Origin of the sequence: Nitrosopumilus sp. Nsub (genome assembly GCF_001541925.1) — an archaeon.
Lineage (GTDB): Archaea > Thermoproteota > Nitrososphaeria > Nitrososphaerales > Nitrosopumilaceae > Nitrosopumilus.
The window spans coordinates 46358-59689 of the sequence record NZ_LQMW01000008.1 but is presented as its reverse complement, the minus strand read 5'-3'; the positions used below and the strand labels follow the sequence as shown (position 1 = coordinate 59689).

Sequence of the window (13332 nt, the reverse complement as noted above, 5' to 3'; positions counted from 1 at the left end):
TCACAATTGAACAATATTCCAATTTCAAATAAAATCCCTGAATTAGATATTGCAATAAAAGCTGCACAAGAAGCCGGAAATGCAATTTTAGAAATTTATGAGAAAGATTACAAAACATTCACTAAATCTGATGATTCGCCTGTAACAGATGCAGATTTACAAAGTAATAAAATAATTAATGAAATTCTCTCAGTAACAAATCACTCAATTCTTTCAGAAGAAGATGTTGATAACAAAAATAGATTATCAAAAGAAACGATTTGGATAGTAGATCCACTTGATGGAACTTCAGATTTTATTGACAAAACTGGTGAATTTACAGTAATGATTGCATTGATACAAAACCAAAAACCAATTTTAGGAGTAATTGCATGGCCTACAGAAAAAATATTATTTGTTGGACAAAAAAATTATGGTGCATTTAGATATTCAGATAATAAATGGGAGAAAATTTTTGTTACTAAAACTTCTGAACTCTCTAAATGTAGAACAATAGGTTCCAGACATCATCTATCAGATAAAGAAAAAAAATTCATTAAAAAAATAGGAATTAAAGATTTTACAAGTATTGGAAGTTCGTTAAAAGTTGGTAAAATTAGTTCAGGTGAAGCAGAGGCATACATTACTACAACAAACAAAATGAAAGAATGGGACACAGCTGCATCTTATTGTCTCATTACAGAAGCTGGTGGAAAAATGACAGATATGTTAGGAAATGAATTAACATATAACAACAAAAATGTACACCATCAAAATGGCATTTTAGTGACTAATGGATTAATTCATGATAAAATTTTAGAGGAATTTAAAAAATTAGAGTAGGTTTCTTTCATTAAGAAAGTCCTTTACTTTATTTGCACTATCTGCAAGAGGTTCATGTTCAGTATCTATAACTAAATCTGCTTTTTCTGGAGCTTCGTACGGATCATCAATTCCTGTAAATCCTTTGATTTCTCCTTTTCGAGCCTTGGCGTACATGCCTTTGACATCTCTTTCTTCACATTTTGCTAATGAACACTTGACGTACACTTCTGCAAATTGGTCACCTGCAGAAATTATTTCTCTAGCATTTTCTCTATTTTCAGCATATGGTGAAACTAGAGATACTACACTTGGAACACCGTGATTTAGCAAAAGCTTAGCTAAATGAGCAACTTTTTTGTTATGCTCATCACGTCCTGCTTTTGAGAAATCTTTTGGTGAGAACCATTCTCTTAATTCATCACCATCAAGCATTGCCAAATTTGGAATATCTTTCTGCAAATCTTTTACAATTGTGGTCTTACCTGAACAAGGAAGACCAGTCATCCAAAGAATGAAAGGTTTCATGCTAAAAATATTGAAATTACTAATAAAGAGTTTACGTTAACTTTTGGCCCAATTTTGATTTTCTAAATAATCAATTTCTTTAATCATATCTTCCATTTTTTTTGAAACAGTCATTACAGATTTGAATTGCTCATACATTTCTAATTCTTCCTCTTTAGAAATTATTTCAGCTTCAGCCTTATCAAAGAAATTTTCTTCCTTTTTCATATGATCCATAAGATAAGTTGAATATGTTTTCAAAAATCTTGCGACAGGTTCTCTTGCATCTTCACCATTTTTCCATCTTTTAACATGTTTTTTTATTTGAACTGCAATTCTTCTTGAAAATTCATGTTCTATCAATAACGCTCGTATTTCTTGCTTTAAATGATCATAGCTTGCAACACATGGAAAATATGAGTCCTCTTCTCGTGAATAATGAATTGAATCAAAGAATTCTTCAATAACAATTGTAATTTTTTCTAAATCTGATATTGGAATATTTTTACCTGCATAAAGATCAGTATAACATTTTATGATAATTTTATCTAATCGTCTAATTTGTTTATGATCTTCACGTAATGAATCAGTTGCACTCAATAAGAAAAATATTCGTGTATTGGATTTAATGTTTTACAAATAATCAAAACACTCATGAAAAATTCAGTTTACTTTTTAACCATATAGAATTTCAATCAATTAATAATGAATACAGTTACTTTAGCAATATTGAATTTGTTCACTTCACAAATTGAAGGTTTTTCATTTTCAGAAATAAATTCATCAGTTATTTTGAATAAGATAACAGAAATTCAAACTTCAATTTCATCACTATCGATACAAGATGAACCAATTGCTACTGCACCCATCATATTACTTGCAGCAGGAGTTGTAATTTTTCTTGGAGTTGCAGGTGAAGCATTTTTTAAAAAAACAGGAATTCCAGACGTAGCATTTTTAATGATTCTAGGAGTGATAATAGGACCAGTATTTGGAATAATTCAAGCTGAAGCTGTAATTCAAGTTGTACCATATTTTGCCGCACTTGCATTGATAATTATTATGTTTGATGGAGGATTAAATTTAGATATTAAACATGTTGTAAAAACTGCACATTATTCAGTAACATTAGCAATAATTGGTTTTATTTTATCAGTGATAATAATTTCAGTTGCAACTCATTATGTATTAGAATGGACATGGTTAGAAAGTATTTTGTTAGCTTCAATTGTTGGAGGTAGTAGTTCAGCAATTGTTTTTGGTTTAGTCAGAAATATCAGAATTTCAGAAGAAACAAAATCAATTTTAAGTTTTGAGTCAGCAGTAACTGATATTCTTGCGACAATTATCGCATTTATTTTGTTTGAGGCTGTTCTAGCAGGTCATTTTGATTTACAAACATTACAAGAAACAATTGGTAGAGCAGTAATTGTCGGATTAGTTCTAGGATTTGGTGTTGGAATACCCTGGATGTATATTTCAACAAAACTTGGAAATGCTCAACATGCGTACATGTTAACATTATCAATCTTATTCGTACTATTTTTCTTGGCAAATTCATTTGGAGAATCAGGTGCATTAACAGCATTAGTGTTTGGTTTAATGATTGGTAACAAAAGACATCTTTCTAGAATTCTTAGATTTAAAGTTCCTAGAATTGAGATGGATGATCCAACTCACAATCAACTAACATTTTTGGTAAGATCATTTTTCTTTGTATTTGTTGGATTAATGGCAACATTTGGACAAATTGAATACATGATTTTTGGAATTGTCATTACAATTGCAGTATTTGTTGGTAGAGCTGGTGTTGTAAAAGCTGTTTTAACAAAAAGATTTTCCAGATTAGATAAATCTGTAACAAATTCAATGATTCCGAGAGGGTTAGCTGCAGCAGTACTTGCAACTTATCCAATTACCATGGGATTACCAAATGCTGAAGCATATCCACAGATGATATTTTTCATAATTCTATCTTCTGTTATAATTACAACTATAGGATTAGGAAAATCAAAGAAAATTCCACCACCTGATTCAATTCGAGGAGGATTTGTTAAACCATCAGATGATTCACCAGATAATGAAATTGCTACTGAAGTAGATGAATATCACGGAAAATTTGATGGCGGATTTGTTAAATCATCAGATGATTCTAAATAGTAAATTTTTCATTAATTTTTTTAAGATATTTGTCGTTAAAATGATTAAACAACTGAATTTTTGGTTGATCTAAAGCCATAGCTCCAGGTCTAGTATTGACATGTTTTTGAGAGATTTTTTGTTGCTCTAAGAGGTTTTCTAAATCTTGTTTTGAAATTATTTCTAAATTTTTTACTAAGATTTCAAGCTCTTTTTCAAATCTAATTTTTATTTCAGAAATAGGTGGTTCAGCACCAATAATTTCTTGGGTCATTATATTTCCAAATACTTTTTTGGTTAATTCTAACAATACACTACCACAAAATTAGTGATATAAATTGAATTTGATATTTATCAGTCTTAAAAATACTGTTTAAGCAGGTTCACCTAGAAAATGTACGGTGTCATTATTGACAACAACTGTTCTGTCCTTTGGGATATGGTATAATTTTTTTGAACCATTTAGTGACTGTACAATAAGTTTTGAAAATGGATCTTTTAGTGATTTGTATAAGATTCCTTTATCTCCAACAGATTGAGACCAATGAACTCCATTTACGAATGAAATTGTTTGAAATTTTACTACCTGATATGAATAAACCATCTTCAATTAATTATTAATTATTGAAGTCATTAAGGATTTTCCTCCTATCAAGGCTGCAATAGATAATCCAACGTTTGTGAAAATATTAACAAGAAATGAAACGTATTGATTACTTTCAAGCAGATTACTAGAATCAAGTGCAAAAGCTGACATTGTAGTCAATGAACCACAAAAACCAACAGCAGCAAACAAGGAATATTTTGAATCAAGATGCCATTGTTGTGAAATGACTACAAATATTCCAAGAATAAATGCTCCAACAATATTGACTATCAAAACGTTAACAGGTAAAGTATTGAAAATTAGTGGTGATTCAGTAAGTTTGTATCTTAGAAATGCACCTAAAACAGAACCTATTCCAAGAAAAATAAATTCCAAACCTTTCATTGATATGAAATTGTCATTAGAGCTTATTAGTTATATTATCAAAGAAACGTGCCCACATTTTTATAGCTTTGAAGATTCAAAACCAATATGTCGATAAAATTACGATGTAGTGATTATGGTTATGAATGTAATCTTACTCTAGATGAAGAATTAACTGTAGGTCTAATAGAAAAATTAAGAGATCATTTTGAAGAAGAACATGGACTTGATTATACTATAGAAGCAGTTACACAAATGATTACAAATCGTGGACATTCTTTAGAATCAATTAAAAAATAATATTATTGATAAAAATCAGGTTCTTGATCTTTTTTCTGTTTTGGAAGTTCTTCCATTACAGCTTGCACAACTTCATTGTGATTATATGTCAAATGTCTGAGAAATTTAGCAGATTGATCAATCCTTGTTTTTTCATCAGCAAAAATCATTTCAGGACTGCTTAATTCAGCCATCATTTCTTTGCATTCCTTACAAGGCTCAAAATCAAGATAAAGTTTCATAACTAATGTAATTATCCTCAGTATTTAGACTATTTTATGGTTTGAGGTATAGGTGCTTCCTTTTTTTGTGGTTTGACCTTATCGACAGCATCAATCAAATCTTGTTGTGTAATCTTAATTTCTTTGATATTTTGAGATTTTCCAGCAACATATCTTTTCAAAGCAACAAGAGCAGCTCGATTAGTAATTGCAGTTATTTCTGCACCACTAAATCCATCTGTAATTTCAACTAATTTTTTCATATCGATATTGCTGTCAAGTGGTTTCTTTTTTGTATGAATCTCAAAGATGTGCTTTCTTCCATTAGAGTCAGGATTTGCAACTTGGATAATTCTATCAAACCTTCCTGGTCTAAGTAATGCTTCATCAACAATGTCTAGTCGATTAGTCGCTCCAACAATTAACACATTATGTAATTCTTCTAATCCATCAATTTCAGTGAGAATTTGTGAAACAAGGTTTTCAGTTACATGAGAATCAGAACTTCCACTACCTCTTTTTGGAACAAGTGCGTCTATTTCATCAAAGAAAATGATACATGGTGCAGCTTGTCTTGCTTTTCTAAAAATTTCTCTAACACCTTTTTCAGATTCACCAACCCATTTTGATAATAATTCAGGTCCTTTGATGCTGATAAAATTCGATTCTGTTGTTTTTGCCAATGCCTTTGCTATCAAAGTCTTACCAGTTCCTGGAGGACCATGTAGTAGTACGCCTTTTGGTGGTTTTACCTGGGCATAATCATATGCTTCTTTGTGTTTAATTGGCCATTCAATGGATTCTTGTAATTCTTCTTTTAATTCATCAAGACCTCCAACATCATCCCAACTTACATCAGGAATTTGAACTAGAACTTCTCGTAGTGCACTTGGTTTGACTTCTTTTAGTGCATATGTAAAATCATCTTTACTGATTTTTATTTTTTGTAGTACTTCTTTTGAAATTTCTTCTTCATCTAAATTAATTTCAGGTATTATTTTTCTTAAGGATCTCATTGCAGCTTCTTTTGATAAAACTTCTAAATCAGCTCCAACAAATCCATGAGTTGTTTTTGCAATTTGTTTAATGTCTACATTCTCATCTAAAGGCATTCCACGTGTATGAATTGAAAGAATATCAAATCGTCCATCTTCATCAGGAATTCCAATTTCAATTTCTCTATCAAATCTTCCAGGTCTTCTTAGTGCAGGATCAATTGAATCAGGTCTGTTAGTAGCTGCAATTACTACAACTTTTCCTCTGGATTTCATACCATCCATTAACGTCAATAATTGAGAAACTATTCTTCTTTCTAGTTCACCTGAAACTTCTTCTCTTTTTGGAGCAATTGAATCAATTTCATCAATGAAAATTATACTAGGAGAATTTTCTTCAGCTTGTGAAAAAATTTCTCTTAGTCTTTCTTCACTTTCTCCATAATGTTTTGCCATTATCTCCGGACCACTAAGGGTGGTAAAATTAGAATTTGTTTCACCCGCAACTGCTTTTGCAAGTAGAGTCTTACCAGTTCCTGGAGGACCATAAAGCAAGACACCTTTTGGAGCTTCTACGCCTATTTTGTCAAATAATTCAGGGTGGCGCATTGGTAATTCTACCATTTCACGAATTTTCTGAACTTCGTTTTTTAGACCACCTAATTCGTCGTATGTAATCCTTGGAACAGAGGAATCTACAGCTTTAGTTAGTGATCCGAGTTTGAAAATTGTATTTTCAGTAACAATTACTGGTTTTGATGGTTTGGTATTTGTTACAACAAATTGAACTTTACTTCCCATTTGCGTATTAAGTGATATCGAATCTCCATTAGAAAATACGTGATTTAGATAATTGTATATCATGTATTCTTGTAATCCATCAGTTGTAATTTTTTCCGTTGGAGATAAGGTAATTTGTTCTGCGTTTGCAGCTTCAACTGATTTAATAGATATTTTATCATCTAATCCTGCACCTATATTTTGTCTAGTAATACCATCAATTTTGATTAAACCTGCACCATACTCTTCTGGTGATGCTGGCCATAGTTTGACATATGTTTTTTTGTTGAAAGTCAATTCTAATATTTGACCAACATTCCAGTTTTGTTCTTCAATTATTTTAGGATCAATAATTGCTCTACCTTTACCAACATGTTGTTGTTGAATTTCATTAATTTTTAATATTATTTTATTCATAATGTAACCTCAAAAAAATGAGGGGGTTATTCAACCTCCACTTTTTTACCAGTTTGTTTTTCCTCAATTAGTTTGAAAACTAGTTGTAAGATTCCATTTTTGTAGGTAGCTTTTGCTGAGTTTTCGTCAACTTTTTGTTGAAGTGGAACTTTACAATGGTATTTTTTTTCACCATGTTTTGCAGTTACATTTACAACATTTTTGTCAACTAAAATTTTGACATCAGTTTTCTCAACTCCTGGCATTTCAGCTATGAGTTTTACTACTCTATCTTTTTCATCTACAATTGTGTCAACAATTGCTTCTCTGGTATCAGAAACAATGGAACGGTCTGGTTGTACGTTACCATATTCTTGCACAGAAGGTTTTCCATCTGGACCAATGGTCATTGTATAACCATAAAAAATTGGGCCAGAATTGGAATTACCGTTGAATCCTTCAAACATGTCATTTCCATCAAAAAATGATTTTGACATTTTTTTGAAGATTCTATCAATTTCGGTATCAAAGAAACTTGTCATATTTATCTACATTATGTAATGTACATTACATTATATAAATATATTGAATGATTAGTAATAATATTACATAATCCTATTATAACTGACATTATATAATAAATTTAATGAGATCGATGATGTCTGTTCCAGAAGTTGTTAGAGAAGTCATTACCAGAAATAGATCAATTTATGATTGCATGAAAATGGATTTGATAAATTATACTGCATTAGCAGTAAAGATTCAACCAGAAATAGAAAAAATTTTAGGAAATTCTGTTAATCTCAACACAATTGTTGTTGCAATCAAAAGGTATGCAGATTCATTTGAAACTAAAGAAGAAATGAAAGAAGAATCAGTTTTGAAAAATGCAAGATTAGCTTTAACTGATGGGATAATGGATGTTAGATTTTCCGTAAAGGATTCAAATGAAATGGATCCTATGTCAATTTTAGACAAATTTTCTAAAGTAACTAATAATTATGAATTTTTTAGATTATCTGACTCGTTTAGATTTCTTACCGAAGATATGGAAGACATCAGACAAATTTTCAACAGTGTTTCTGAAAGAGAAGATATGTTCAGTACAGGTCTTGCAAAAATCAGAATTTCAATTCCTAGTTCTCAAAATCAATCAGATGTTGTATCATATGTTGCAGAAGTATTACACGCTAATGGAGTAGAATTAGTCAATGCGTTTTTCAGTCAAGACAACATTACAATAATTCTAAATGAAAGAGATTCATCAAGGGCATATGATATTTTACATTCAGATATTATGAGAAGATAATAAACTAGTACCATTTTTCAAAATTCAATTAACATCCTTTAATTATTCAGTATACGAAAGTGAGTAATTGGTAAAAAATAAGAAAAAAATTGTTATTTTGGGTAGTGGATTTGCAGCAGTAGAATGTGCAAAAAAATTAGAAAAAGAATTTGGTAATGACCCAGAAATTGAATTAGTGATGATAGGAGAGGATAATTTTCTCTTATTTACACCAATGTTACCTCAAGTAGCCTCAGGAATGATTGAAACTAGGCATATAGTATTTCCAATTAGAACAATTTGTAAAAAAACAAAATTTTATGAGGGAAGAATAAAAAATATTGATCCGCATGGAAAAATAGTTACATTATGGGGAACTAGAGACAAAAGAAGTATTTCAATTAATTATGATTTTTTAGCTGTTGCACTTGGTAGTGAAACAAATTTTTTTGGTATGTCAGATGTTGAAAAAAATGCATATACCATGAAAACTCTCAATGATGCAATATTATTACGAAATAGAGTAATTGATATGCTTGAACAAGCAGAAAATGAAACTGATCCAATCTTAAGAAAAGCTATGTTAAATTTTGTAGTGGTTGGTGGAGGTTATGCAGGAATTGAAACTGCTGGAGAATTATTGGATTTACTTTTAGATGCACGAAAACACTATCCAACAATAGAGAAAGAGGATGTTAAAGTGATTGTACTAGAAGCAATGGATGAAATTTTATCCGGAGCTAATAAAAAATTAGCAGATTTTGCAAAAGAACAACTGATTAAAAGAGGAATTAATATTCAATTAAAAAAAGCAGTTACTAGTTTTGATGGAAATGAAGTTATGATAAAATCATTTGATGAAACACCAAAAGATTCCATAGATCAATCTGAAATAACTTCCATAATAACAAAAACTCTAATTTGGACTGCGGGAATTACATCAGTTAGCACAATCAAAAGATCATTGTTTAAAACAGATAAAGGAAAAATTATTGTCAATAAATTTCTTGAAATAGAAGAATTTCCAGGAGTATTTGCAATTGGAGATTGTGCATTGTTTTTAGATCCAATTACAAAGAAACCATTACCTCCAACTGCACAAATAGCAGAAGCACAAGCAAAATTAGCTGCTAGAAATCTAATTTCAATGATAAAAAATTCTAAAAAAGAAGAATTTGTTTATCAATCAAAAGGACAATTGGCTATAATTGGGAAAAGAACAGGAATTGCAACAATTCTAGGCATGAATATCTCAGGATTTTTGGCTTGGTTAATTTGGAGAAATGTGTATTTATCAAAAGTACCAACATTTGATAAAAAAACGCGTGTGTTTTTAGATTGGATGATAGATTTATTTTTTGATAGAGATGTTTCAAGACTAAATTACATTAAACGTGAAACAGAAAAAGAATACAAATTACTTGATGAAGTTGATGATCTTTGGTAAAAAAAATAATTTTTTCATATTCTTTTGATTGTAACAATTCATCACATTTTATTTTAAGTGAATCCATTTCCATGTTTAATTATCTATTTCAATTAACTTAAGAATTTCTGCAAAATGTCTTGCAAGCAATTAAAATTTCTTTTTTATTCCAACTAATACAATTGCTGGAAGTCCGATGTACATTCCAAGGTTCAATGCAATTACTGAAATTCCGATACTCAATACTTCTGATTCTGATTCAGCATTTTCCATCAAAGATAGTGTGGAGATCATCGGAGTGATTGCAAGTTTAACTATTTCTTTGAAGTATGGATTTTCACGCTCATAATCGGCAATTATTGGACTAAATGAATAATAAATTTGGTTAAATCCAGTCATGAATACAGAACCAGATTCGGTGTTTAGTAATTGATTATCTCTTAATTCACGAAGTTGTTGTACTTCTAAAGCCATTTCACTACCATAAGTAGCTGTAGCGATAAGACAACCACCACCTTCTTCAGATTGTTGATTTGTATTTTCTTCAGTAGATTTTGATTCAGATGATTGTTGTGATAATATTTCAAATGAATTTAATGATTCATTGAATTTTGAAAAATCATTATCAAAATTTTCTACAGTATTACTATATGCAAAAGTATATGATTTTTCATTAATTAATATCATTACTTCTATAAACTTAATTTTTAATTCAACATTATTAGTTACAAAACTAGCAATTACTTCAGTTTGATAAACATTAGATTTTATTTTTTCTTGATTAATGACTTCTAATTTATTCAGATATGCTGCTTGATCAAGAATTTGATTTTTTTCAGATATTAAATCATCTAGAGTTTTTCCTGTTGCATCTTTAATTGTTAATGTAATGTTAGGGTTAAAACCATCCATTTCTGGTCCTACTGCTACAACATCAGGAGAATCTAGACTAGATTTTGGAGGTTGTTGCAACATCCATCCTACAGGAGCTGAAAATTTTACATCAAGTTGCTGATTTTCAAAGATTGTAAATTCTGGTGTAGCAGTAACTGTAGAACCTGTTCGTTCAGGTTCTGAGAGATTCATGATATTAGAAATACTTGAACGGTCAACTACTGTAGCTTTAATGATTTTAACTTGTTCTGGATTAACTGGTCTATCGTTAGTTCCTGTTTGTACTGCTGCAATTTTATCGAGTGTTTCAAAACTTGATTCAGTTATTATCCTACCAAATACAGTATATTGTTCATCAAGAAAATGAGAATCTTTATGGACTATAAAGAATTGAGAACCTGCACTGTTTGGATCTTGTGCTCTTGCCATTGAAACAATTCCTCTATCATGTTTAATGTTATTAAATTCAGCATTTACACTATCAGATAAAGCACCTTTACCACCTGTTCCCCAAGAATTTGGATCACCAGTAATAGAATTTGGATCACCACTTTGGATCATAAATCCAGGAATTATTCTATGAAATAATACACCATCATAATTTCCTGATTTTGTTAATAAAAGAAAATTTTCCATATGTTTTGGTGCATCTAGATTAAAAAATTCTATTACAATTTCTCCCTGAGTTGTTTCTAAAACTACTATAGGGTCTTCATAATGTTGTGCAAATACATAACTAGTTGAAGTAATTAAAACTAAAGAAAAAATTAAAGTAAAAAGAATTTTTTTCAATAGTTCTAAAAAAAATATCTCACTTAAAAGGCAATTGTATTAGTTTTTAACAAAGCCAGACAAATCTTTGATATGCATCCTGATGAAAAGATTCAGGCACACATAGTTTCCGTGTGGAGAGAATCTAAAAAAATTTTTTCTGTGGGTGGTAGAGAAGGAATGTTGGTTTTAACTGATAAGCATTTATCATTTGTTCATAAAACTGAATCAAAAATGAGTTGGTGGAAAGCAATTACACAAAGACAGGTAATTACTTTTCTCAAATCAAAAAATACAATGATTCGTCATGATGGATATAATGAAGAAGATCTAATTGGCGATGTTGAAAATAGTAAAAATGTAGAATTGGAATTTAAAGAAATTGATAAAATTGAATTTAAAGAAGAAACATGGGGTAGTGTGTTGTATTTAGAATATGAAAAAGATGGAAAAAAAGAGAATTTTCAGTATTCTGTGGCCCAAGATTGGGTAAAATATCCCCTAAAAGAACCAACAAAGTTTTTGAAGGTAGATTGGGAGCCTTTTGTTCAATATATTAAAGAAAGGCAATAATTTATGAAATAAAGTTGGGTAAAGTTTACGCTGTCGGTGTTGGACCTGGTTCTCCTAAATATGTGACAGAAATTGTAAAAGAAATTGTTCAAAATTGTGATATTTTGATTGGTTACAAATACACTCTAAAAACAATAGAGCATCTAATTGGAGGTAAGGAAATTTATGAAATTACTATGAATGATCAAGAAAAATCCTATCAAAAGATTTTACCTGACTTAGGTGATAGAACTTTAGTAATTCCATTTACAGGAGATGTAAATTTTTCAGAATCTGAAGTTGTTGATAGATTAATTGAGATTTTTGGAGAAGTAGAGATTGTTCCAGGAATCAGTTCAATTCAAGTTGCTGCATCTAGAGCTAAAGTTCCTTTAGATAAATCTAAAGTAATTACAATGCATGTAACAACTCCAATTGAAGATAAAAAATTGGAATTACAAAAAGCATTGATAGATGGTTTTAGTGTAGTTTTGGTTCCAAGACCATGGCCAAAACAACCAGACAAACATTTCATGCCTTCAGAGATTGCAATTTATCTGCAAGAAAACGGTTTTGATACTACCAAAATGAAAGTTCATGTTTTTGAGGCAATTACAACTGAAAATGAAACCAATTTTGAAGGAACTGTTAAGGAATTAGAGGGAAAAGAATTTTCTGATTTATCAGTAATGGTGTTTAATCAAGCAAGTTTAGATTCTTATATGAATTATAAATGGCAATGGGAAAATTAAATCTCAATTAAAAACCAGGTATTTCAATACTTTCATTTTCAACTAATTCTATCATGTAAAATTCAACATATCCTCCTGCTAAAAGAAGAGCAAAAACAATACCAATCTCAATAATTGTTGGTTTGATAAATTGAATTAGATTTGTTTTTGTAATTATCGCTTTTATCAAAATAAAACTTCTTGAAATTCCTAAAGAGTAAGCAGAAATCTCCATCAATCCAAATGGTGATAAAAACAATATTGTTAGTGGTGAAATATTAGCTACTTCAGGCACAGATGTTGCAATTGCTGCAAATGCGTATCCTGTAGAATATGATGAAAATAGTCCCCAAAAAATACCAAATCCTGGAATAAACATAGGTAATGCTATGGTTGTATTATGAATAAAAATTCCAAAAGCATCTATATCTAAAACTAGTTTTTTAAATTCCTCCATAAACAAATCTGCTTCTTCTTGACTAACAGTAGACATTGAACCTAATTGAAAGACAATTGTAAAAATTCCTAAAAATATGAAAAATAAAATAATTCTATTTCTATTCACATAGATTTGCATTGATG

Annotated in this window: 17 protein-coding genes; 7 read left to right on the top strand and 10 right to left on the bottom strand. The window is 30.2% G+C overall.

All coding sequences use genetic code 11. From position 1 onward, the window contains the following. Window positions 1-6 precede the first annotated feature (6 nt). On the top strand, window positions 7-822 hold the full coding sequence (locus AW732_RS01075) for a 3'(2'),5'-bisphosphate nucleotidase CysQ (RefSeq protein ID WP_067957251.1): 816 nt from the start codon (window positions 7-9) through the stop codon (window positions 820-822). Here AW732_RS01075 and cysC read toward each other — a convergent pair. Further along, window positions 814-1329 carry an adenylyl-sulfate kinase gene (gene cysC / locus AW732_RS01070; RefSeq protein ID WP_067957249.1) on the bottom strand — a complete coding sequence of 172 codons (516 nt, stop codon included), beginning with the start codon at window positions 1327-1329 and terminating at the stop codon, window positions 814-816. The genes AW732_RS01075 and cysC overlap by 9 nt on opposite strands. Before the next feature lie 36 nt (window positions 1330-1365). Then, on the bottom strand, window positions 1366-1908 hold the full coding sequence (locus tag AW732_RS01065) for a hemerythrin domain-containing protein (protein WP_067957244.1): 543 nt from the start codon (window positions 1906-1908) through the stop codon (window positions 1366-1368). A 105-nt stretch (window positions 1909-2013) separates the two neighbouring features. On the opposite strand from AW732_RS01065, the gene AW732_RS01060 reads away from it, so the two are divergent. Next, window positions 2014-3468 carry a cation:proton antiporter gene (locus tag AW732_RS01060; RefSeq protein ID WP_067957241.1) on the top strand — a complete coding sequence of 485 codons (1455 nt, stop codon included), beginning with the start codon at window positions 2014-2016 and terminating at the stop codon, window positions 3466-3468. Here the strand turns inward: AW732_RS01060 and AW732_RS01055 are convergent. The 3 genes from AW732_RS01055 to crcB form a co-directional block, all read right to left on the bottom strand. Then, entirely contained in the window at window positions 3461-3757 is a 297-nt protein-coding gene (locus tag AW732_RS01055; protein ID WP_067957239.1) for a hypothetical protein, read from the bottom strand. The two genes, AW732_RS01060 and AW732_RS01055, sit on opposite strands and share 8 nt — an antisense overlap. Before the next feature lie 63 nt (window positions 3758-3820). Next, window positions 3821-4051: a hypothetical protein gene (locus tag AW732_RS01050; RefSeq protein WP_067957499.1), complete on the bottom strand. Its 231-nt coding sequence runs from the start codon at window positions 4049-4051 to the stop codon at window positions 3821-3823. 6 nt (window positions 4052-4057) lie between these two features. Continuing rightward, window positions 4058-4438 (bottom strand): fluoride efflux transporter CrcB, encoded by a 381-nt coding sequence (crcB, locus tag AW732_RS01045; RefSeq protein ID WP_067957236.1) that lies wholly within the window; start codon window positions 4436-4438, stop codon window positions 4058-4060. Between the two features lie 87 nt (window positions 4439-4525). On the opposite strand from crcB, the gene AW732_RS01040 reads away from it, so the two are divergent. Then, entirely contained in the window at window positions 4526-4717 is a 192-nt protein-coding gene (locus AW732_RS01040; protein ID WP_067957233.1) for a DUF1059 domain-containing protein, read from the top strand. Window positions 4718-4719: 2 nt separating this feature from the next. Here the strand turns inward: AW732_RS01040 and AW732_RS01035 are convergent, their stop codons facing one another. From AW732_RS01035 to hsp20, 3 genes are read right to left on the bottom strand one after another with little or no spacing between them, the layout of a single operon-like run. Continuing rightward, window positions 4720-4938 (bottom strand): hypothetical protein, encoded by a 219-nt coding sequence (locus tag AW732_RS01035; RefSeq protein WP_067957232.1) that lies wholly within the window; start codon window positions 4936-4938, stop codon window positions 4720-4722. 29 nt (window positions 4939-4967) lie between these two features. Next, entirely contained in the window at window positions 4968-7109 is a 2142-nt protein-coding gene (locus AW732_RS01030) for a CDC48 family AAA ATPase (protein WP_067957229.1), read from the bottom strand. Between the two features lie 26 nt (window positions 7110-7135). Beyond that, a complete protein-coding gene (hsp20, locus tag AW732_RS01025) occupies window positions 7136-7630 on the bottom strand; it encodes an archaeal heat shock protein Hsp20 (RefSeq protein WP_067957227.1) in 495 nt (164 codons plus the stop codon). A gap of 116 nt (window positions 7631-7746) precedes the next feature. On the opposite strand from hsp20, the gene AW732_RS01020 reads away from it, so the two are divergent. Together AW732_RS01020 and AW732_RS01015 are read left to right on the top strand one after the other, a co-directional pair. After that, a complete protein-coding gene (locus tag AW732_RS01020; RefSeq protein ID WP_253805520.1) occupies window positions 7747-8397 on the top strand; it encodes an ACT domain-containing protein in 651 nt (216 codons plus the stop codon). A gap of 67 nt (window positions 8398-8464) precedes the next feature. Further along, on the top strand, window positions 8465-9823 hold the full coding sequence (locus tag AW732_RS01015; protein WP_067957221.1) for an NAD(P)/FAD-dependent oxidoreductase: 1359 nt from the start codon (window positions 8465-8467) through the stop codon (window positions 9821-9823). 129 nt (window positions 9824-9952) lie between these two features. On the opposite strand, the gene AW732_RS01010 is transcribed toward AW732_RS01015, so the two are convergent. After that, entirely contained in the window at window positions 9953-11488 is a 1536-nt protein-coding gene (locus tag AW732_RS01010; protein WP_082697387.1) for a peptidylprolyl isomerase, read from the bottom strand. 72 nt (window positions 11489-11560) lie between these two features. On the opposite strand from AW732_RS01010, the gene AW732_RS01005 reads away from it, so the two are divergent. After that, window positions 11561-12040: a hypothetical protein gene (locus tag AW732_RS01005; RefSeq protein ID WP_067957217.1), complete on the top strand. Its 480-nt coding sequence runs from the start codon at window positions 11561-11563 to the stop codon at window positions 12038-12040. Window positions 12041-12054: 14 nt separating this feature from the next. Continuing rightward, window positions 12055-12771 carry a precorrin-6y C5,15-methyltransferase (decarboxylating) subunit CbiE gene (cbiE, locus tag AW732_RS01000; RefSeq protein WP_067957215.1) on the top strand — a complete coding sequence of 239 codons (717 nt, stop codon included), beginning with the start codon at window positions 12055-12057 and terminating at the stop codon, window positions 12769-12771. A gap of 7 nt (window positions 12772-12778) precedes the next feature. Here the strand turns inward: cbiE and AW732_RS00995 are convergent, their stop codons facing one another. After that, window positions 12779-13243, bottom strand: a complete 465-nt coding sequence (locus AW732_RS00995; protein WP_253805526.1) for a stage II sporulation protein M — start codon at window positions 13241-13243, stop codon at window positions 12779-12781. Window positions 13244-13332: the final 89 nt, after the last annotated feature.